Origin of the sequence: Vibrio sp. YT-16, assembly GCF_033337405.1 — a bacterium.
Lineage (GTDB): Bacteria > Pseudomonadota > Gammaproteobacteria > Enterobacterales > Vibrionaceae > Vibrio > Vibrio alginolyticus.
Genome location: NZ_JAWOQQ010000001.1, coordinates 661503 through 682744, shown reverse-complemented (window position 1 = coordinate 682744; position 21242 = coordinate 661503). Strand labels below are relative to the sequence as shown.

At 45.7% G+C, this 21242-nt stretch carries 13 protein-coding genes; all 13 read right to left on the bottom strand.

The features are described 5' to 3' along the window. Window positions 1-4: 4 nt before the first annotated feature. Complete coding sequence (locus R7F07_RS03035; RefSeq protein ID WP_005380053.1) at window positions 5-1417, bottom strand: phosphoglucomutase/phosphomannomutase family protein; 1413 nt, start codon at window positions 1415-1417, stop codon at window positions 5-7. A 125-nt stretch (window positions 1418-1542) separates the two neighbouring features. After that, window positions 1543-3951 (bottom strand): GH36-type glycosyl hydrolase domain-containing protein, encoded by a 2409-nt coding sequence (locus R7F07_RS03030; protein ID WP_005380050.1) that lies wholly within the window; start codon window positions 3949-3951, stop codon window positions 1543-1545. A gap of 84 nt (window positions 3952-4035) precedes the next feature. Continuing rightward, window positions 4036-5955 (bottom strand): beta-N-acetylhexosaminidase, encoded by a 1920-nt coding sequence (locus tag R7F07_RS03025; RefSeq protein WP_005380048.1) that lies wholly within the window; start codon window positions 5953-5955, stop codon window positions 4036-4038. A gap of 8 nt (window positions 5956-5963) precedes the next feature. Next, the gene (locus R7F07_RS03020; RefSeq protein ID WP_005380046.1) at window positions 5964-6854 is read right to left on the bottom strand and encodes an N-acetylglucosamine kinase; all 891 of its coding nucleotides are present in this window, start codon (window positions 6852-6854) and stop codon (window positions 5964-5966) included. 2 nt (window positions 6855-6856) lie between these two features. Continuing rightward, window positions 6857-8596, bottom strand: a complete 1740-nt coding sequence (locus tag R7F07_RS03015) for a glycoside hydrolase family 9 protein (RefSeq protein ID WP_171343196.1) — start codon at window positions 8594-8596, stop codon at window positions 6857-6859. Window positions 8597-8659: 63 nt separating this feature from the next. Next, complete coding sequence (locus tag R7F07_RS03010) at window positions 8660-9655, bottom strand: ABC transporter ATP-binding protein (RefSeq protein WP_054579087.1); 996 nt, start codon at window positions 9653-9655, stop codon at window positions 8660-8662. A gap of 47 nt (window positions 9656-9702) precedes the next feature. Next, a complete protein-coding gene (locus tag R7F07_RS03005; protein ID WP_005380040.1) occupies window positions 9703-10686 on the bottom strand; it encodes an ABC transporter ATP-binding protein in 984 nt (327 codons plus the stop codon). 2 nt (window positions 10687-10688) lie between these two features. After that, window positions 10689-11714, bottom strand: a complete 1026-nt coding sequence (locus tag R7F07_RS03000; protein ID WP_025768199.1) for an ABC transporter permease — start codon at window positions 11712-11714, stop codon at window positions 10689-10691. 2 nt (window positions 11715-11716) lie between these two features. Continuing rightward, window positions 11717-12703 (bottom strand): ABC transporter permease, encoded by a 987-nt coding sequence (locus R7F07_RS02995; protein ID WP_005380038.1) that lies wholly within the window; start codon window positions 12701-12703, stop codon window positions 11717-11719. A 170-nt stretch (window positions 12704-12873) separates the two neighbouring features. Next, the gene (locus R7F07_RS02990; protein WP_005380037.1) at window positions 12874-14556 is read right to left on the bottom strand and encodes an ABC transporter substrate-binding protein; all 1683 of its coding nucleotides are present in this window, start codon (window positions 14554-14556) and stop codon (window positions 12874-12876) included. 779 nt (window positions 14557-15335) lie between these two features. Continuing rightward, the gene (locus R7F07_RS02985) at window positions 15336-18722 is read right to left on the bottom strand and encodes a response regulator (RefSeq protein ID WP_005380036.1); all 3387 of its coding nucleotides are present in this window, start codon (window positions 18720-18722) and stop codon (window positions 15336-15338) included. Between the two features lie 226 nt (window positions 18723-18948). After that, on the bottom strand, window positions 18949-19974 hold the full coding sequence (gene rsmC / locus R7F07_RS02980) for a 16S rRNA (guanine(1207)-N(2))-methyltransferase RsmC (RefSeq protein ID WP_017820412.1): 1026 nt from the start codon (window positions 19972-19974) through the stop codon (window positions 18949-18951). A gap of 76 nt (window positions 19975-20050) precedes the next feature. Continuing rightward, on the bottom strand, window positions 20051-21136 hold the full coding sequence (locus R7F07_RS02975; RefSeq protein ID WP_085569821.1) for an AI-2E family transporter: 1086 nt from the start codon (window positions 21134-21136) through the stop codon (window positions 20051-20053). Window positions 21137-21242 lie beyond the last annotated feature (106 nt).

The following is a 21242-nucleotide window of genomic DNA, read 5'->3' as shown; positions in this document are numbered from 1 at the left end:
TCAGTTATAAAGACAAGAAGTCTTTAAACTGTTGAAGAACACGTTCCGCAGTGTCCTTATCTTGCATCTCTGCAAAAATTCGTAGCAGTGGCTCAGTGCCAGAGAAGCGAGCGATGATCCAACCGCCGTTCTTGAAGTAGACTTTCGCACCATCTTCATAGCTGACTTTTTCGATTTCAAACTCGAACTCAGGCAACTGCTTTTCAACATAAATCTTGTTGAACAGTACGTCTTTTTGCGCTGGTTTGAACTTGCAATCGCCTTCTGCCATGTAGGCATAGCCGTACTTGCCGTAGATTTCATCCAGCAACTCAGACAGCTTCTTGCCGGTTACTGAAATCATTTCTACCAATAGGCTTGATGCGAATACGCCGTCTTTACCTTTGATGTGGCCGCGAATGGTTAGGCCACCAGAGCTTTCCCCGCCAATCAGTGAGTCATCCGCTTCCATTTGGGAGCTGATGTGCTTAAAGCCTACAGGAACCTCAAAGCATTTCTCGCCATGATCTTCGGCGACTTTATCGAGAAGGTGGGTGGTTGCGATGTTACGTACCACGGAGCCTTTCCAGCCTTTGTATTCAAGTAGGTAGTAGTAAAGCAGCAGTAGCACTTCATTTGGATGAATGAAGTTACCTTTTTCGTCGATAATACCAAGACGGTCCGCATCGCCATCAGTACCGATGCCAATATCGTAACCTTGCTCTTTCACTAGGTGCATCAAACGGTAGAGTGTTGCAGCGCTTGGCGAAGGCATTAACCCACCGAAGTCTGGGTTTTTGCCATCGTTAATCACATCAACGTCACAGCGGCCGTTGATTAATACGGTTTGCAGTGCGTTTTTCGCGACACCAAACATTGGGTCGATCAAAACACGTAAATTCGCCTTCTTGATCGCTCCGATGTCGATAAAGTCGATGATTGAGTCAACGAATTCGTTCATCGGATTGATGATTTCAATCAGCTTATCTTCAACCGCTTGTTCAAAGTCGACGCTTTTTACATCTTGCGCAGTGAGCGCGTCTATTTGTGATTCGATTTTTTGGGTGATGATTTCATCTGCGTCACGACCACCTTCAATGAAGACTTTAATGCCGTTGTAATCGGCAGGGTTGTGTGATGCGGTAATACATGCCGAGTATGCGCAGCCCATTTCTTTCGCTTTAAACATTACGATAGGTGTTGGGACAAATTTGTCGATAAAGCTAACCATAATGCCGTTTGCTGCTAGAACTTCAGCGAACCAACGACCTGCTTTATCGGAAAGAAAACGACGGTCATAGCCAATCACAAAACCGCGATCAGCAACCGATTCGTTATTCGTGATGTTTGCAACTGCTTGGGCAACCAAGCGTACGTTATCTTTGGTGAACTCCTCACCAATAAATGCACGCCAACCGCCTGTACCAAATTTGATCATGATTCGATCCTCGATAAGAGCGGCATCCCACCGCGTCTTAAATCTTTGCTAGCGAACCGATGCACTTGTAAAACATAAATGCACCGGATAAATCAAAAGGGGAGAAGGACTCCCCCAAAAGATGATTAACCTAGAGTAACGATAACTTCGTTTACTGAACCTTCCGCTTGAACTGGTACAGATGCACCATTTACAGCTTCACCGTTCACGGTAATCGACTTAACGCCTTTGCTTACTGAGTCTGGGTTAACGACTTTGATGTTGTACGTTGCTCCTAGCCATTGGCGAGTCACTTCGAAGCCAGGCCAGTTCGTTGGGATACATGGATCGATAGTTAGGCCATCGAAGCCTGTACGCACACCAAGAATAAAGTTGGTAACAGCGAAGTAAGCCCAGCCTGACGTACCTGTTAACCATGGGTGGTTTGCACGACCGTGGTCTTGGTGGTCACGACCCATGATGAACTGAACGTATGAGTATGGTTCTGCAATACGTTTTTCGATGATGTCGTTCTGGTTGTATGGGTTTAGCGCATCGTAGAACTTCATTGCACGATCACCACGACCCAGTTTCGCTTCAGCTACCCAAGCCCATGGGTTTGGATGCGAGAATATCGCACCGTTCTCTTTTACGCCTTGGTAAACACGAGTTACGAAGCCGATATCATCATTCGGTGTTGCAAAAGATGGTGAGTTTAGGTGGAGGCCGTATTCAGAGAATAGGTTCTCATCGACAGCGTCCATCGCTTTTTCTCCGCGCTCTTGAGATACCGCACCAGAAAGTACCGCAAGTGTGTTTGACTCTAGGTGTACACGACCTTCTTTTTGTTGCGCTGTACCGATCTTTTCGCCGTTTTTCGTTAGACCACGGATATACCAGCCGCCTTCTTCGTCCCAAAGGTGTGTTTCACACGCTTCACGCACGTTTGCTGCCATCTCGGTGTATTTTTCAACGTCGGCTTCCTTACCTAGGTATTTCGCTAGGTCGATGAACTCCTGCAGTGCCCAGAAATGTAGGAACGACACCATTGAAGATTCGCCGCCACCTAGGTTCAGACAGTCGTTCCAGTCTGCACGCAGACCTTTACAGATACCGGTTTGACCTACGTATTCAGCCGAGAAGTCTAGCGCGGCTTTCATGTGGTCATAAACCGTTGCATCGCCACCGTCGGCGTAAGGGATCACTTCGTCGAAGAAGCTGTGCTCACCGGTTTCCATCACGTACTTACAGATGGTTGGAACTAGCCATAGGTGATCATCAGAACAGGTGTCTTCGATGCCGTGAATTTTGTCTTCATCAGAAGGTGTTGGAACTACGGTTGGAGATTTAGATGGTTTAACATCCGCTTTTTCTGGATCAAACCAATCTGGATCGAATAGGTGTAGACCGTAGCCCGCTTTTACTTGGCCGCGCAGTAGGTCAACGATACGTTTGCGCGTCATTGCTGGGTTAGCGTGAGGAACTGAGATTGCATCTTGCGCTGTATCGCGGTAACCAAGACCAGTACGGCCTCCCACCTCGATGAATGAAGCAAAGCGAGACCACACCACACACGTTTCCGCTTGGTATAACGTCCAAGCGTTGATCATGGTATCTAGACCTTCGTTTGGTGATTTCACTTGGAACTTGCCACAACGCTCATCCCAGTGTGCTTTGATACCCGCAAATGCGTTGTCGACTTCTGCAAGGTCTTGGTACTTAGCACGCAGACGCTCTCCGTTGCCTTTACCGATACCGAGAATGTAAGCAAAGCGAACTTCTTCACCCGGCTGAATAGTAAATTGCTTATGCAAAGAGCCACAGTGGTTGTAACAAGTTTGCGCTGTATTGAAACACTTACCTTGTTCTACCGCTAACGGGTTTGCTTCGTCACGGTATAGGCCTAGGAAGCTGTCACGTTGGCCGTCGTATGAATCTGGGGCAAATGTTGAAGCTAGGTAGTAGAAGCCTTCGAAATCGTTGGTGTTGTAGTACAGGTCGTACTCGATCACGCCTTCGTTGTAAGCCGTACCTGCCGAGTACAGAGACATCTGATGGTTTTGGTTATCAGATTGAATGTGGCTGAATGAGAACTCAACAAATGAGAATGCACTGATCGTACGTGGTTTGTCAGAGGTGTTTTTAATCACTACATCCCAGATTTCAGCGTCTTCGCCTTTTGGCACAAACAGAGTTTTTGTTGCGGTAATACCGCTGTATTCACATTTGAACTTAGAGTAAGACAAGCCGTGACGAACTTCGTAGTTTGCTTCGTCTAGGCTCTTCGCAACTGGTTGCCAAGAGATTGACCAGTAATCACCTGTCTCATCATCACGCAAGTAAACGTAGTGTCCTGGGCGATCGAATGTCGCATTTGGACGGAATTTAGTAACACGGTTGTATTCTGGAGAGTTGTAGAACGAGTAGCCACCCGCGTTGTGCGAGATAACCGTACAGAACTTCTCAGTACCTAGGTAGTTGGTCCATGGTGCTGGTACGTCAGGGCGAGTGATGACGTATTCGCGATTCTCGTTATCGAAATAGCCGTATTTCATTTGTGTCTTTCCTTTTTACGAAGCTGCATCAGCAGCCAAAATTTAAAAACTCTTCAAGCGTGATGTTTCGACATCAGTTTTGTATTACTTCCACGGTTTACGGTAATTCACTCCCTGCAAATCAAGCAGAGGTAGATGGCCTTTCAAGCGTGATAAATAGTCGGTCCAATCTCGGTGTTGTTTGTCTGTCCAACATGCTTCTGCCATTGCAGTTAAACGAGGGAAGATCATGTAGTCCATGCGAGGTTGGTTATTGATAATTTCGCACCATAATGCTGTTTGAATGCCCCAAATGCGCTTACGTATTGGGTCGTCAGCAGGCACTTCAGCGAGCGGCTCGTAGTTGTAAGCTTTTTCTAGTGGCAGTGGGTTTGCCCAGTCCACGCCCGGTTCTTCAGGTGCGTAGTCTTGGGTCATATCTAGGTAAGTGGTTTGTGCTGGTTGCAGCACCACATCAAAGCCTTGGCGAGCACAGTTCAAGGCCGCTTCTTCGCTTAGCCATGAGTAGATCACCGTATCTTTACTGACTTTGTCGCCGTGTTGAGCTTCTTCCCAGCCCAGCATGCGTTTGCCCAATTTACGAAGTTTGTCTTCGGCATAACGCAAGAAGTGTCCTTGCAAATCTTTGTAGTCGCTGTAACCCAGTTGTTCCATTAGTGCTTGGCATGCTGGGCTTTTTGACCATACGCCGTTAGGTACTTCGTCGGCACCAATATGAACGTAAGGCGCAGGAAAAAGCGCAGAGACTTCTTCTAGCACTTTGTCGATAAATTCATAGCTCCCCGGCAGAGCTGGGTTAATGACGTTGTCGTTGTAATGCTGAATACTGCGGTATTCGGTGGTATCTTCCGCTTCTACCAATAGGTGTGGTAACGACTTGATGGCGGCTCGGCAATGACCAGGTACATCAATTTCAGGAATGATGGTGATGCCGCGTTGCGATGCAAATTCGATAACGTCTTTGATGTCTTCTTGTGTGTAGAAGCCGCCGTAACGTTCATCAAAGTGCGTGTACTGTGGTTCATTGATCTCATCCAATCCGCGCCAAGCACCAATATCGGTCAGTTGAGGCAGTGATTTGATTTCAATTCGCCACCCCTCATCGTCGGTAAGATGCCAATGGAACGTATTGAACTTGTAATGAGCCAGTTGGTTGATCAAGCGTTTGACTTGCTTAACGGAGTGAAAATGACGAGCACAATCCAGCATCATACCGCGGTAACGAAAACGTGGCCTGTCCTTGATTGAACAGCAAACTACTTCCATTGAGTTAGGTTGATCGCCAACTTTGATTAGTTGTAATAACGTTGCACAAGCATGGGTAAAACCAGACGAAGATCCTGCTTCAATTTTGATTGACTCTTCGGCTACTTTCAGTTTGTAAGCGCCTTCATCCAAGGTTGGGTTGCCTTTGAAGATGATCTGACTGCCATTGTCTGATGCGAACTCAAATTGGTGAATGCGCTTAAGCTCATCAAGTAGCCATTCTTTAGCTGAATTGGCCAGGCTTGAATAAACCGCGACGCCAGCATGATGATCAAAGCTAAAATAGTGATCGCTGACCTCAATATGGTTTGGTTTTGGCAGCAAGGGCTGTGCATGGGTTAAACTTGCAGGAATCTCACTGCGTTCACGGTATGGTGAAGCTAATACGATAGGCGTGACATCCACTTGTGCGCGCTGTGGGTTTCCATCAACGACAAAGTTGATCATCGCTTCGTTAAAGCCATCCGAGTAATAACGGAATGGGTTCGAACCAATACTGAATTCACAGTAATAGTGATGGTTGGCAGCCAGTACCACCCCTTCTGGCTTAAGTGTGCAAAAACTACCAATTTGAGTCAGTTGACCATTTGAAACGCTGTCTGGAAGAATGTAACGATCGAAAGCGAAAGTTAAGCTCCAGCTGTTTAGGTCTTGGTCGCTCAAGTTATGAAAGGTGAGGCCAAAGCGGCAGTTTTGTTTCTGCTCAGAAAGGACTACGAGATCAACACGATATTCCATATCTACTCCTACGCCGCACTGAGCGAGTAAAGGTTATGTTCTGGTTTGCCAGCAAACATAATTGCGCCTTCAATCGCGTCAAACTGTGGCTCAACAATCCATTGCTGAACTGGTGGTGAAAGCCAACGTACAATGCGTTCAGCTATGCTGCCCATTAAACAAATACGTGTTGCGCCGCGCTTGTTTAATGCCACGAGAAACATTTCTATATCCGCTGCGGTTTGCTTCAGCATTTCAATGGCCAGTGCATCGCCTTGTTCCGCATGTTGGAAAATAGCCGGAGAAAACTGCCCATAATCACGAGGAAGCGCCTGTTTTGACCACGCCACCACGTTGTCGACCTCATTTTCGAAATGCGTCATAACGTGTTGTGCTAGGGGCGTTTTTTCTCTGATGCCATCTTCAGCTAACAAAACTTGCTGAACTAGGCGTAGCCCCATCACTGCACCGCCACCTTGATCCGAAATAGGGAACTCACGACCACCGACAACGTGTTGCTCCAATCCGTTAAGGTAGATGCCACAAGAACCGGTTCCCGCAATCATGATTGCGCCATCTTCGCCATTGTGCGCACCAACGCACGCACCGTAAGCATCGGTATTCAGAGTCATACTGGCAAATGGATGAGGAAGAGACATGAAGGCTTGCCAAGATGCTTTGTGCTCTGCGCCAGCAAGGGCTAAGCCGACGTGCATCGACGCGAAATCTTGTTGTGTCAGACCGCCTTGCTCGGTAGCCGAAGTGATGGATTCAAGAATCGAAGCCATTGCTATTTCAGCACCTAGCATGATGTTGGCACTGCCGCTTTTGGCCTCGCCAAGAAAATTACCTTGTGAATCTTTAATCCTGGCTCGACATGACGTGCCGCCACCATCGATACCGACAAAATACATTCCCATGATTATTCTTCCTTCATATTTTTAGAGGTCGCCAACTGAGAAACATGCTGAGCTTGACTCATTATCGCGAGTAAGTACCAAGCGCCATGCGGGATCCATTGTTCGCCCCAGCGCCAGTTTTGTAACACGTCTTCTTTTTGTGCAGGTGGGTTAAATGCAATGTCTTCCTCGTCTTCAAAGCCGCCAGTGATTCCGTTACACACGCCACCTTTTGCGTTGAAGAAACCATATTGAGGGAGGTAATCAGGGTTGTTACGACCATGGCCATCTAGCATGCACATGTCGTATGGGTTTAAGCCTACAACCCAGTTCAATGCATCTTGAGCAAACACAGAAAGTTGTTGCTGTACTTCTTGCGACGCTATATGCGGTTGAGCAAGGTACGCCATGGTCGCGAGTGAGCCCAGTCGAGCATTCTCGCCTTGCCACCAATAGCCGGATTCATTGTTGTGTGCGACAAAAAATGCCTCGCGTTTTGACTCATTTACGCCTTTAACATATTGGCGAGGGTAACCGAATGGGTTGATCACTTTATTCGATATTGTGACCTCAAACTCACACGCTAGGTTGACGATACGTTTTACCGATTCCGCTCGTGCTGAGTCGTCTTCAATTGATAGATATTCGCATAGGGCAATAACTGGTAGACCAGCTTCGGCTGCGTGAAAATATGGACGGCTGCCGTCTTGGTTTGCTGACCAAAAGTGTTGAATCTGCTCATCGCTCATTTGGCGTGCAACTAAACGTTGCGTCCACAAACGGCTCTCTTCCAAGTAGCGAGTTTCTTTGGTTGCTTTAAACAGTTCTACACAAGCCAGTAGCGCACAGTATTCGTCGATAATGTTTTCTTCCCCATCATTGAGGTACTGCGTATTGTGCTCTTTTAAGTGCCAGTAACCATTTTCGGCAGCGTTGCGGTATTTTTGTTGATCGTATTCACCGTGAACACTTAAACGCGACGCTGCCGCTAGCGCTGCAATGGCGACACCGCCACCTTGTCGAAAGCCTGCTTGATAGTCGTCAAATTTGTGACCAAGTTGAGTTTCGTACGCGCAAATCTCGCGTTGCGCAGTATCTTTGCTCCACTTGTCAAAGACCGTCATGTAGAAAAAGCCTTTTTCGTTTTGCATACGCACAAGAAAGTCTGCACCGAACAGGGCTTCTTCAATCAGACGTGTACGTGTGAAAGCTGCAATGTCTTCGCTTCCTTCAAGCAATGAAACCCCTTTTAGGATGTTCCAAACCACCATTGGGGTTTGTTGAGGATTCAAATAATTCGCGTATGAAAGGTGACTTAAATACTTGCTAACGTCTCCTGATGCGTCGTACCAGCCGCCGTGTACATCAACCTTTTTATTGGAGTTTAGTACTGGAAGTTGTCGATCTTGTTGATCGAAGATCCCGCCGCAACGTTGCGATTTGAAGTAGTGGATCACATCTGACAAAGTTTGATCCAACAGAATGTGTTCGCCAACGATGAAAGAGGAAGAGCGCGTATCTTCTACTTGCAAGAAATAGTCACCTGACGTTGTGAAAGAGGAAAAGTCGATGAGGTAGAAATAGCCCTGATGCCAGTTCGCCACTTTACCTTGTTCTTCAACCGCAAAAGTTGCCACGGTTTGCTCGCTAGTGGCACAAATCAATTGAGCAGTGTAAGAAGACAAGTGTGGTTGTTCGGTCTGGATAATGGCTTTCTTTGGGCCCAGACGTTCATAACCAATGTGGTTAGTCAGTAGCAGCATTCAATGTCTCCGGGAAACGATAAAAACAGGAATGGGCCAGGCTGAACCTGACCCTCGTTATGATTAATCTTCAAATAAGTAACAGCGGACAAAGTGGTTGTCGGACAGTTGAGTGACGCCCGGTAGTCGTTCGCGACATTTGTCGGTAGCGTGTACACAACGTCCAGCAAATGGACAGCCGACAGATTCTGGTGTCCAAAGTGGGATTTCCCCTTTGTTGCCTTTCAGTTTCTCGTGAATAGACTTCGATGGATCTGGAACCGCAGATACCAACAGTTGCGTATATGGGTGTTGAGGATCGTGAATGATTTCTTCAGTATCGCCCCATTCAACCATGTGACCTACGTACATGACCGCGAGATCTTCAGCAATGTAACGCGCTGTTGCGATGTCGTGAGTGATGTAAAGCAGAGACATTTGTTTCTCGAACTTCATCTCTTCCATCAAGTTCAGAACACCGGCACGGATTGATACATCGAGCATCGATGTTGGCTCATCCGCCAATACCACTTCTGCACCAACTGCGATGTTACGAGCTAGGTTTACACGTTGACGCTGACCGCCAGATAGCTGGTGCGGGAACTTTTGCGCCGTTTCTTTTGGTGGAATAAGACCAACTTGTTCAAGTAGGTCGTACACACGCTCTTCCAGTTCTTTCTTGTTGCTAGGTGAGACCTTTTTGTGGATTAGCAGTGGTCGAGCAATATGGTGGAAGATATTGTGCGTTGGGTTTAGCGAGCCAAACGGGTCTTGCCACACCATTTGTACACCTTCACGGTAGGTCATTAAATCGTGACGAGAGGTGATGTCTTGGATATCACGACCTTTGTATTCAATGATGCCATCGGTTGGTGCGTACATTTTTGCAATCATTTTTGCAGTAGTAGACTTACCTGAACCAGATTCACCTACCACTGACAAGCCGCGGCTCTTGTACATTTTGAAAGAGACGTCGTTGATTGCGCGCATCTTAGATTGTTTGATTGAGTTACTGTTTAAAGGGAAGTCCTTAACGACATTTTTACCCTCAATCAGCAGTTCGCCGAATTGTTTGCTCATAATTCTCTCCAGTGTAATTTTTGTTCTTAGCTAGCGTTTTTTTGTTGTTAAACCTTAGCTTGAGCAATGGTGTCGCCGTACAAATGGCAATTTGAGAGGCGACCTGGTTCAATTTGACGTAATTGGGTTGGTACACGTGTACATGCTTCATGTACGCGATCGCAACGAGCTTGGAAGCGGCAGCCCCGTGGTACTTCTAGCAAGTTCAACGGGTTACCTGGAATACCAGTCAATTTGGTCTTTGGTCCAGTTAGTGGAGGGAAAGAGCTACCCAAACCTTTGGTGTAAGGGTGGTAAGGACTTTCCAGAATTTGCTTAGAAGGCGCGACTTCAATCAACTCACCTGAGTACATGATGCCGATACGATCCGAGAACTCGACCATCAATGACAAGTCATGTGTGATGAATAGAATTGAGAAACCAAACTCTTCTTTAAGCGCGTAAATTTTTTGTAGAATTTCACGTTGAACCACTACATCCAATGCGGTAGTCGGTTCGTCCATGATGATCATTTTTGGGTTCAGAGCCAAAGCGATTGCGATTACTAGACGTTGACGCATACCACCAGAGAACTGGTGCGGGTAATCACTCAATCGGCTAGGGTGGATATCAACGATTTCCAGCAGACCTTCAGCGCGTGTTTTTGCTTGAGCGCGAGTCATATTGGTATGACGCATGATGACGTCACAGAACTGCTCTTCCATGGTTAGAACAGGGTTCAAAGCGTTCATCGCACTCTGGAATACCATCGACATTTCACTCCAGCGGAACGCTTGCATGCGATCATCGCTGTACTGAAGGATATCTTCACCGTTGAAGATAACCTCACCACCTGTGATAAACGCTGGCGGCTTATGAAGGCGCATTAGTGAGAAGGCAACAGTGGATTTACCACAGCCAGATTCACCAGCCAGACCGAATACTTCACCGGGTGCAATGTCGAAGCTCACGTTGTTACAGGCGCGGACATCGCCCGCGTCTGTGATGTAGTCTACGCATAGGTTACGGATGGAAATTAGTGGTGCAGTCATGATTATTTATCTCCGCTCCATAGTGCATTTTGTGGTGCCAGTTCAGGCTCACGCTCTTTCTTGTCTTTTGCTGCTAGTTTTTTCCAGCGTTTCATGCCTTTGTGAGAACGAAGTTGAGGGTTCGCAATTTCGTCAACGGCAAAGTTCAACAGAGCAAGACCAGTAACCAGTAATGTTAGGGCAATACAAGGTGCTAGTACTTCCCACCATGCGCCAATCAGCATGGCTGATGAGGTTTGCACGTTGTAAAGCATGATGCCCCAACTGATCGTGTTGGCATCACCCAAACCTAGGAACGAAATGACCGCTTCAGTGTTGATCGCCAGCATTACTGAGCCAATGAAGCTCGCACCGACAATTGGGATAAGGTTTGGTAAAATCTCAACAAAGATGATGCGGAATGAAGACTCTCCCAATACTTCGGCAGCTTTAACGAACTCTTTCTCGCGTAGTGCCATAGTTTGAGAGCGGACAACACGTGCACCCCATGCCCAAGAAGTACCAGCGATAATCAAGGCAATGGTGAGTGGGCCTGCTTCACCGATAAAGGCCGCCAACACGAATAGCAATGGATACTGCGGAATTACTAACATGATGTTCATCGCGGCACTCAATACGTCATCCACTTTGCCTCCGAAGTAACCTGCCGATATACCAATGACTGTTGCTAAGAAGCACACGATGATGCCAGCGCCAAAACCTACACCCAGTGATACTCGTGCACCGTAAGCCACTTGCGACCAGATATCGCGACCCATTCGGCTAGTACCTAATACGTGGTCAGCCTTTTTAGACATAATCAGCGTACGACGATCGTCTGCTAGGTTTTTAGCGACCCAACCATCAGGATTGTTTTGTGCCTGTTTTACAACAAAGCTTGGGTATTCGTGTGGGTTACCGGTTCGCTTGTCTGGCGCATGCTTTGTAAGTAAAGGAGCGGCAATCGCAACGAACACGAACAGCGTAACAATGCCAAGACCAATGCGAGCAAATGCGTTACCCAAAATAAGTTTGAATAGTTCTTTCATGATTATTTGCCTCCCGTACGTAGGCGAGGGTCTAGAATCATGTACAGCATGTCAGCCATTAAGTTGAAGCACAGCATGAACATCGTCATGATAATTAACTGACCTTGAAGTACTTGGTAGTCACGAGCGTGAATTGCGTTTAGAAGAACCGTACCTAGGCCTGGGTAGTTGAAAATCATCTCGATGATTAATTGACCTCCAATGGCCATACCTAAAGACATAGACAGTGCGGTAACACTTGGAAGTAGTGCGTTACGTGCGGCGTAATTAAAGACGACGCGGTTTTCACTCAGCCCTTTACCTTTAGCCATCGTGATATAGTCTTCGGCGAGAAGGTTGATCATGTTGTTACGCATGTTAACTAGGAAGCCACCAATTTGAACGATGGTTGCACAGAATAGAGGTAGTACAGCGTGGTAACCCACGTTCTTGATGAACTCCCAGCTTGTCCAATCAGGAATAGTACCTGGCGTGTAAGCATAGCCAGATGGGAACCATTTCAGGCCAATCGCAAAGGTAAACAGTGCTAACATTGCGATAACCATTTGTGGAATCGCTTGAATGATCAATGTGCCAGGCGTTACGAATGCATCGTACTTACTACCGCGCTTCCAGGCGGCAAAAATACCAAGGACAGAAGCGATGGAGAAAGAAAGTACAACCGCAGTACCAGCTAGAAATAGTGACCAGCCAAATGCACTACCTAGTAAAGAATTAACTGAAAGAGGGTAGAACTGGATTGAGGTGCCCAATTCCCAACTTAGAATGTTTTTAATGTACGAGAAGTACTGAATGTAAATTGGCCCATCAACGAAACCGAGCAGTTCTTTCATTGCTGCGATTCGTTCTGGAGTCACCTGTACTGAAGCATTAGCAAACATCATGGTAACTGGGTCACCAGGCATTGCTCGCGGAATAATAAAGTTTAACGTCGCTGCAACTAAGAGCGCGACAAGATAGAACGACAAACGTCTTAAAAAATAACCCATAACTCACACCTTACTCACCCAGATTTTTTCCCTGTTTCTGGTTTCAGGTCGCTCCTAGCGAAATTTAGAGCGAAAAATCCCCTGACGACGAGCGCCACATATTGGTTTCGTTAACAAGGGATTTTTATAGGCGGCACACGGGATGTATGCCGCTTGAAATGAACTTCTACTTATTTAACTGGTTTTAGGTCCAGTACGTGAAGTAGACGCTCTGGGATACCTGCCCAAATGTTTGGACGGCCCTTAGGGTTTTCTTCGTTCCACCAACCAGTGAAGCGAGTTGTGTTGTATTGGTACATGTACGCGCCAGATAGCACAGGAATAGTTACTTGGTCCTGAGCAATGATCTTCTGAATGCCATGAGCGATCTCTAGCTGTTCTTGCTTATCTGCTGTCTTGTAGAAGCTGTTAAGAAGACCGTCTAGCTTATCGTTCTTGTAGAAGTGCATTGCAAAGCGAGGCATGCCGTCACCAGCTTGTAGCTTCGAGTTGTAGCCACTATCCCAGTACAAGTGTGGATCTGCACCGTGGAAGTAGTTGGTGTAAGCAACGTCGTAAGTACCTTCTAGCATAGCTTGGTTGTATACCGAGAAGTCCGGTGTACGAGCACGAGCTTTAATGCCCACTTCTGCTAGTTGCTCAACGGCTAGCTGTACCGTGTTGTTGAAGTCAGTCCAACCGTTTGGTGATTGAATTAGAAGCTCGAAAGACTTGCCAGATGGTGTATCCACAAAGCCATCTTTGTTTACATCTTTGAAGCCAGCTTTAGCTAGAAGCTTTTTCGCACCTTCCGCGTTGTATGTGTTGTAGCCTTTGTACTTGTTGTGCGTCTCTTCATCAGACCAAGCTTCGAATGCGTAGCCAAGACCAGATGCGAAGTCGTTCACTGTACCGCCGCCGTAGAAAGCGATATCAATGATAGTTTGACGGTCTAGCGCCATAGAGAACGCACGACGGAAGTCAACGTTAGTTAGTGCTTCGTTTTTCGCAGCGTCTGGGTTTTTGAAGTTCACTACAAATGCTTGAGTACCCGCTGGTGGGTACCAGTAGTGGTGATTCGGGCTTGCTGCAGCGTACGTACGGTCGATGTCTGGTACGAATGAAGACGTCCAGTCCATTTCGCCGTTAACGATTTTGCCCAAGAATTGGTCGTTGTTCGCGATTTGTGGCACACGCAGACAATCTACATCTAGGTTGTCAGCATCCCAATAATTCGGGTTCTCACACTGGATATATAGCTGCGGTGTGAAAGTGTCGATTTCAGTAAATGGACCACTTCCTACTGGATTTTCGTTTGTGAATGTAGCTGGATCTTTTACTTTGCTCCATACGTGCTTAGGTACGACGGGTACTTTCGCAATTTCGTAAGGAACGTTTGAGTTTGCTTCGCTTAGACGGAATTTAACTTGGTAGTCGTTAACTTTCTCTACGCCAGTCACCCAAGAGTTGATACCAGACTGGTCTAGCTCTGGCTTCTCTTTCACTAGGTTGAAAGAATAAACAACGTCATCAGCGGTAAACGCTTTGCCATCAGACCATTTTACGCCCTTACGGATATCGAAGGTTACGCTCATCAGGTCATCAGCCATGGTAAAGTTTTCTGCTAGACGAAATACAGGCGTGTTACCGTGCATTTCGTTAAAAACAACGAGCGGCTCGTAAATAAAGTCGGTTGTTGTGTGCAGGTTAGTTGCACCCAAGAAAGGGTTAAAGTTACGAACGAAAGTTGTAAACTCTTTAGGGTGGATAGTCAGTTCACTGCGTTCAGCCGCAGTAGCTACCGATGCAAAACCTGTAGTAGCCGTTGCAATAATTGCTGTTGCTAGTGCTGTTTTTTTAATATTGGCAAGCATAGCTGTTCCTTACTATTTGCTTTCATTTCACTAAATGGAATTGAATGTCATCAATTGATAAACACTCTCTAAGACCTACCTCTTGTACATGCCTTACTCATTACAACATTGAGTTTCGCCAAGAGTGGCCTGTAGGCCTTAGGCAGGAGTAAGAAAACACCTTATCCATAAAATAATCAAACTTGATTCCCGTTAAAAACGTTAAAATCTCTGAGCTCTCCGTTATAAACGTTATTTTGGCTAATTTTAACCAGCATTGGGCCAAAAAATAAACGTTGATATGCGTCGCAGTTTATATCCTTGTTAATAATGAGTGTTGGTGATTACTAACCTGTTGGTCCTTTTTAAATATACGTTTCCTGCTTGGTTTCTAGGTTCGGAGATCTCGCTCACATGCAGAAATGGTGTTAATTAATCAGCTAAAAATTAATCTGCCGTTCTGTTGTGATTAAGTTCGCAATCTCTATCAATAGTTCGTCAAAATCCGCTTGTTATCTGAAAAATGGCCTTTTTTATCGACAGTTTTCTTCCGTTTGTTGTCCTTTTTTTATTGTATGAATGAAGTTTTTCGGTTGCTCGAACTTACCTAGTTAAGACAAGTTAAATGGATAAGGTCGTACGTTTGAATACCAACAATAGATAGCGTTGTCTAACCGAATGTTCGTTATTGGAAATATGTTAACGGGGTAGGAAGAGGCGGTCTCTTTTATCTCTAGGAAGGGAATACTCGAATAACAAAAAAGCCCAGCATGCACGCTGGGCTAGTTTTTTGATAAATATTAGCTGGTCAATAGTCGCTGTAGTTTATCTCGTTGTGCTTCTATGTATGCTCTCTCGGGGCTCTGTTCTTTGCAGTGTTCGAGAATGAACTCTATCGAGCTTAGCACCGTTCTCCAACGTGGTGTTTTGGGTAATGTTTCTATACGCATGTATTTATCTAAAGTGCGTGTTTGCAAAGTACTACGGTCTAGATAAACGCGCCACAAGCCACTTTGCTCTGCAAATGCGAACTTACTTTCACCCGTTACAGATTCCCAATACTCTAAAGCATGTGTCATTGCGTCTACTAGAACTTCTCGCATAAGTTCTTGCTTGTCCTTTTTATTACCGAGTGCTTTGTCTGCAAGGCGCGTAAATTCTCCGCCAAGCTCTTTTAGCTTTTGCAATTGGTCTTTGTCACCATCAAATGCATAACTTGAAAGCACTTCTACGGCGGTTTCTAGATTATGTATGCGAGCGGCACTGGCTCCACCGCCGACATTAAAGATGTACATGATATCTAACCCTGAACCTTCAGGGAGCTTAAGAATGTCTGCTTCGATGTTCTGACGAATATCTTCAATATAGATATCAATCTTGCCACAGTAATGAGGTTGTTTGACGGTCAGATATTTAGGGGCAATCAGCTCATCAGCAGATGAGCGCTTTAGCTGTTCTAAGCTGCGCTTGAATAGCTTACAAGCAGCTTCGTTAGCAAAGCGAATACGCTTGTCTTCACGTAGACAGATGATAGCTTCAGGAGCCGATTCTAGCTGTTCCAACAAACGACCTTGAGTCTCAAGTAAGCTTGCTTCAACGACTGCACGCTGTCTAAGTTCAGACTCTAGCACTTTGTTTTCCATATGGCGCATTTCTGCTTTACTTGCCGTTAAATGCGCTTGGATACGTGCCGCCAACTCTTGTTTATTAAATGGTTTCGATAAATAGTCGTTGGCTCCTGCCTCAAAACCTCTTACACGATCTTCTGTTTGACTGAGTGCGGTGAGCATAATGATTGGCAACTCGGCATGATCATAGGTTTCACGTAGTTCACTACAAACTTGGTAGCCGCTCATGCCTGGCATCATGATATCCAATAACAGAAGTTCCGGCTTCTCTTGCTCGACGAGCGCTAACGTTTCTGGCCCATCGGAGACGGTACGCACACGATAGCCCTCTAAACGTAAAAAGCTTTCAAGCACGCGTAAGTTTACTGGTTCATCGTCAGCAACATACAGTAACGGGCCGTCTGGGTTCTCTGGAAGTGATAAGTCTTCACTGTTCTCTACATTAACTTCAGGGATTTGGAAGTGTCCGTGCGCAGCTAGAGTCTGGGTTGCTTGGATTTCTTCTTCACTGGCGAGCGGTAAAGTGAAACTGAAGGTAGTTCCGACCATTGGTTGGCTACTGACGTATAACGAGCCTCCCATTAATTCGATCAATTGACGGCTAATGGAGAGCCCAAGTCCTGCACCTTGACGATAACGGCTCGCGTCTTGCCCTGCTTGGATGAGTGGTTCAAAAATATGTTCAAGTTGTTCTGCGGGAATTCCTTGTCCAGTATCCACGACTTGTACGCGTACATGATCATCTACCACATTAGCGGAGATAACAATTTTACCTTCTGAGGTGTATTTAATCGCATTGCCAATCAGGTTATATAGCACTTGTTCAAGGCGTTGCGGGTCAGCTGACACTGCTTTTAAATCCGCAGGGACTTGGTTGATGATGCGGATGGTTTTACTTCCAAGTAAATGGCTAGAAAGCTCTAAAACCAATCGTGTTGCACTGCCCAAACTCACTGCTGATTTCTGGATATCCATGCTTCCATAACGCATTTTATGATAATCCAACAAGTCATCGACTAGATTAGCGAGACGCTGACCACTTTTAATGATGATATCAAGCTGATATTTCTGGCTAGCGGGGATCGCGCCATTGGCGCCGGACGCTAAGGTTTCAGCAATCCCGACCATGCCGTGTAACGGTGTACGAAGTTCATGAGAAGTCGTGGCTAAGAACTCATCTTTTAATTTATCGGCCAATTGCAGTTCTTCATTCTGTTTCTGAATGATCTGTATGTTGCTTTCTAGTTCTTCATTTTGCTTCTTAATGGTTTGAATCTTCTCTCGAATAGAGCGTTGCATTCGTTCAAAGCTTAACGCAAGCCGACCAATTTCATCTTTACGAACCGTATTAAAAGATGTGTCATCAAGATCCCCTGCAGAGACCTTTTCGGCAACCCAAGTCAATTTCAGCAACGGAGAAGTGATAAAGTTTGATAAATAGTGAGAAGCGATCACCACAAGGATAATGGCGATCAACATAGCGATAACGAATAGTTTTTCGAGTTGATGGATACGAGCGAAAGCTTCGTTTTCTGGTAACTGTACGACGAGCGCCCAAATCACACCACGAGTTTCAATCGGTGCATAAGCCGCGATGATCTCTTCACCTAAACCGTTTGTGTAAGTGCCGACACCAAATGCACCAGAGAGTGCTTTATCGATCACTTCTAAACTGTTCTTAATGTCGTCTTGTTTCGTGTTAATTGTGCGAGGTTGGTGATCATTTCCAACCAGCAAGGTGTTAATTGATGACTCTCGGTTGGCGTCTGCGGCTAACTTAGTGATGCCATTATTTGGCAAGCGGAACATGGCATAGCTGTGTAGATAACCTTGCTGAACAATTGGTGCACCTAGCCAAGCGACTGATTTCCCCCCTTCCAGCTCGAAGTCAGACACAATCACAGGAGTGTAGTCTTCGTTTACTTTTCGACGTTCAGTCACATCATCGGCGAGACGCTTGAAAGTTTTGCCAAGTGCCGAGTCTTTGTAGGGGCCTGATAACAAGTTCGTTCCGTAGTTATCGTCTTTGTTGATCGAGTAGGTGACGTTACCATTGATGTCGACCAGCAAAATGTCATTAAAATCAGAGCGCTTGAGGAGCTCCAAGTAGGCCCAATGATAGCGTTTATGCAAAAGTCGGTAACGTTCACTTCCTACATAGTTGGATGACTCGGGTAACGTTGAGGTTTTGATTTGGTCTCCGCTGCCCTCGATGTAGCGCTGTTGGGCGTTTTTACGAGACTCTTCAATATCATTGCCTAAACGACTAAAAGCATTGACGAGACCGTAGAATCGGCCACCACTGGCGTAAGCCAACTCTGAGCGCACAAAGCCCATGACTTCGGTTTCTCGTGCCTCAAAGTAGTCGATGATTTGCTGCTGTTTTGTATCTCGAACAGACAGTAAGTGTGAGGTGCTTTGTTCTTGCAGATCTTTACTGTGGGACTGCAAGAAAAAGATCGCAGTAATGGTAAGAGGTGTGATACTGAGCACCAGAAATGCGGTCATCAGTGTACTCTGAAGGCGCTTAAATTTCTGTTTTTTGTAGAATTTAAACATGGATAAGATTACAACTCATAATGGGCAGTTCTAAAACATACTTCGCTGCCGAGGTTCTCGTTAAAAACGGATAAGATGTTCAACTAGATAGAATTAACAAAATTAACGAGTTTTTTTTCTTTGACAAGAAAGTTAGTTGTAAAGCGTGCAGGGTGACGCAGTTTTTCTTATGAGTGTTGAATTTATGAGAAAAAATCGCGCAGGTTTGTGCCTGCGCGGAGGGAAGTTATGATTTTTTCGCGTAGTAGATAGAAAATTTATTGGTCTTATTTAGCGTCTCGCAATTATTAAACGCCCGCTCGATAATTGGTGGGTATTTTAAGAAGCTATTCGCGACAATCACCATTTCGCCGTCTTTGGTTAAATATTGTGGTGCCTGACCCAACAAGGTTTCCGCTGCGTTGTAATTTGTGTCTAAACCACTGTGGAATGGCGGGTTGCTGACGATAAAGCGGTAGTCTTTTGCGGTATCCGAGTATATATCTGATGCAAATACGCGTCCGGATAAACCATTCGCTTCTAATGTGGCTTGGCTAGAAGTGATCGCATAAGCATTAATGTCACACATCTCAATCGCGATCTCTGGATTCGCTTTCGCCATAAACGCACCGAGCACACCTGCACCACAACCAAAGTCGAGCACTTTGCCCGACAGCTTAGGTAAGGTTTCAAGCAGCAATCGGCTACCTAAGTCGAACTCGCCATGGCTGAATACGCCAGGTAGGCTCTTAACCGCTAGCGACTGCTCACCGAGTGTAACAGTGTAAGACTTAAACCAATCTGCTTGGTTGAAAGGTTTTGGTTCATTGAGGCAATTACCCCAGTAAAATGAGCAGCGACGAGCAGAGTCGTACTTGTTCACAGGGCCGTATTCTTGGAACATCTTCTCGATGCTCTTGATGCCGGAGCGGTTTTCACCAACGATGACGATTTCGGTGTTAATGCCCAGTTTCGCCATCAACATCGCCAGCAAGTATTCTGCTTCAGCTTTTGCTTTTGGCCAGTATAAAAGGACCATGTCTGCTTTTGTTTCAACATCAAATACAGAGCCAAAATGACTTTTCACTTTGTCAGATGTTTGAATTTGGCGGTAGTAGCTATAGTTGGAAGTAAACACTTCAACAGACTCACAATGAGCCACTAACTCAAGAGGAAATAGGTCTTCAACTTCACCAGCGACTAAAACGTGTTTTCCGTTGAAGTATTCAAGTTGGCGCTGAGCTATTTGGCTAGGAGCGATATAAGCAGACATAAATTTGGTTCATCAGGAATAATTTGGGGCAGATTTTCGCACAATCTGCCCCAAGCTTGAAGTGATTAAGCGGTGACTAGCTGTTGTCTTGTTGGTTAAGGAAGTCTTTGAATTCTTCCTCGTAGATATTAAACAGTACCATGGTCACGGCAAAAATAAGTGGGCCGTAGATAAGACCAATCAAACCAAACAGATGCAGACCACCCAGTAATGAGAAGAAAATCATAAGGGTATTCATGCCGGCGCTGCCTTGCATTAGCAACGGACGTAATAGGTTATCTATAGAGCCAACGATAACTACACTCCACACCGTCAAGAAGATAGCCCAAGTCATATCGCCTGTTAAGAACAAGTACGCTGCTGCAGGAATCCAGATTAGCGCGGTTCCTACCACTGGAATGAATGATGCAAAGCCCATCATTGTTCCCCAAAATAACCCAGGGAAACCGGCGAGCCACATACCGATACCGCCAGCCAAACCTTGAGCAATCGCTGTCATGAATGAGCCCATTACGGCTGATTTAGAAACTTGCTCTATCTCTGTCAATATGCGGTCTTCTTGGCTACGTGAGAGTGGCAGGATATGACGAATCGCAGAGATAATTTTGTCGTGGTCACGAAGCAGAAAAAACAGCACAAACAGCATTAAGAAGAAGTTCATTAGGAAGTTGGTTGCGTCTCCTAAAATCTTTGCGCTGATAGCGACTAAGTTAGAGCCAAACGATGTGGCAAATTGCCCAATTTTCTCAGCAATGGCTTTGGGCTCGATTTTATCAAAAGGTAAGTACTCATTAACAATCGCTAAGCCTTTGATAACGAAAGGATGTTGGAATATATCTTGGATACCACCATTGGTAACCCAATTATATGTATTTTGTGAGAAAACAGAGCCTTGCTGAACAATGGCGGCAAACACAAATAAAAGCGGGATAACAATAATAAACGTCAAGACGACACATGACAGCAGTGCCGCCATATTGGGGTGCTGGGGAATTTTCTGCTCAAACCATTCGTGTATCGGAAACATGAGCAAAGAAATGATAAAAGCCATCACAATGGAATTGATATATGGCTCAACCAATAAGTAGCAAGCAAAAGCAGCGGCGAGTAAAGCAACCATTAGTACTCGGTGACTCGACGTTATTTTTACATTATTTGGCATGGTATTAGTCCAACTTACAGGTGACGTTTACGGTTTATGCCTTCAATGATGGCGTGTAACCTTTATTACTTTGCACTCTTAACTCTTTCAAGCTTATGACAATGCC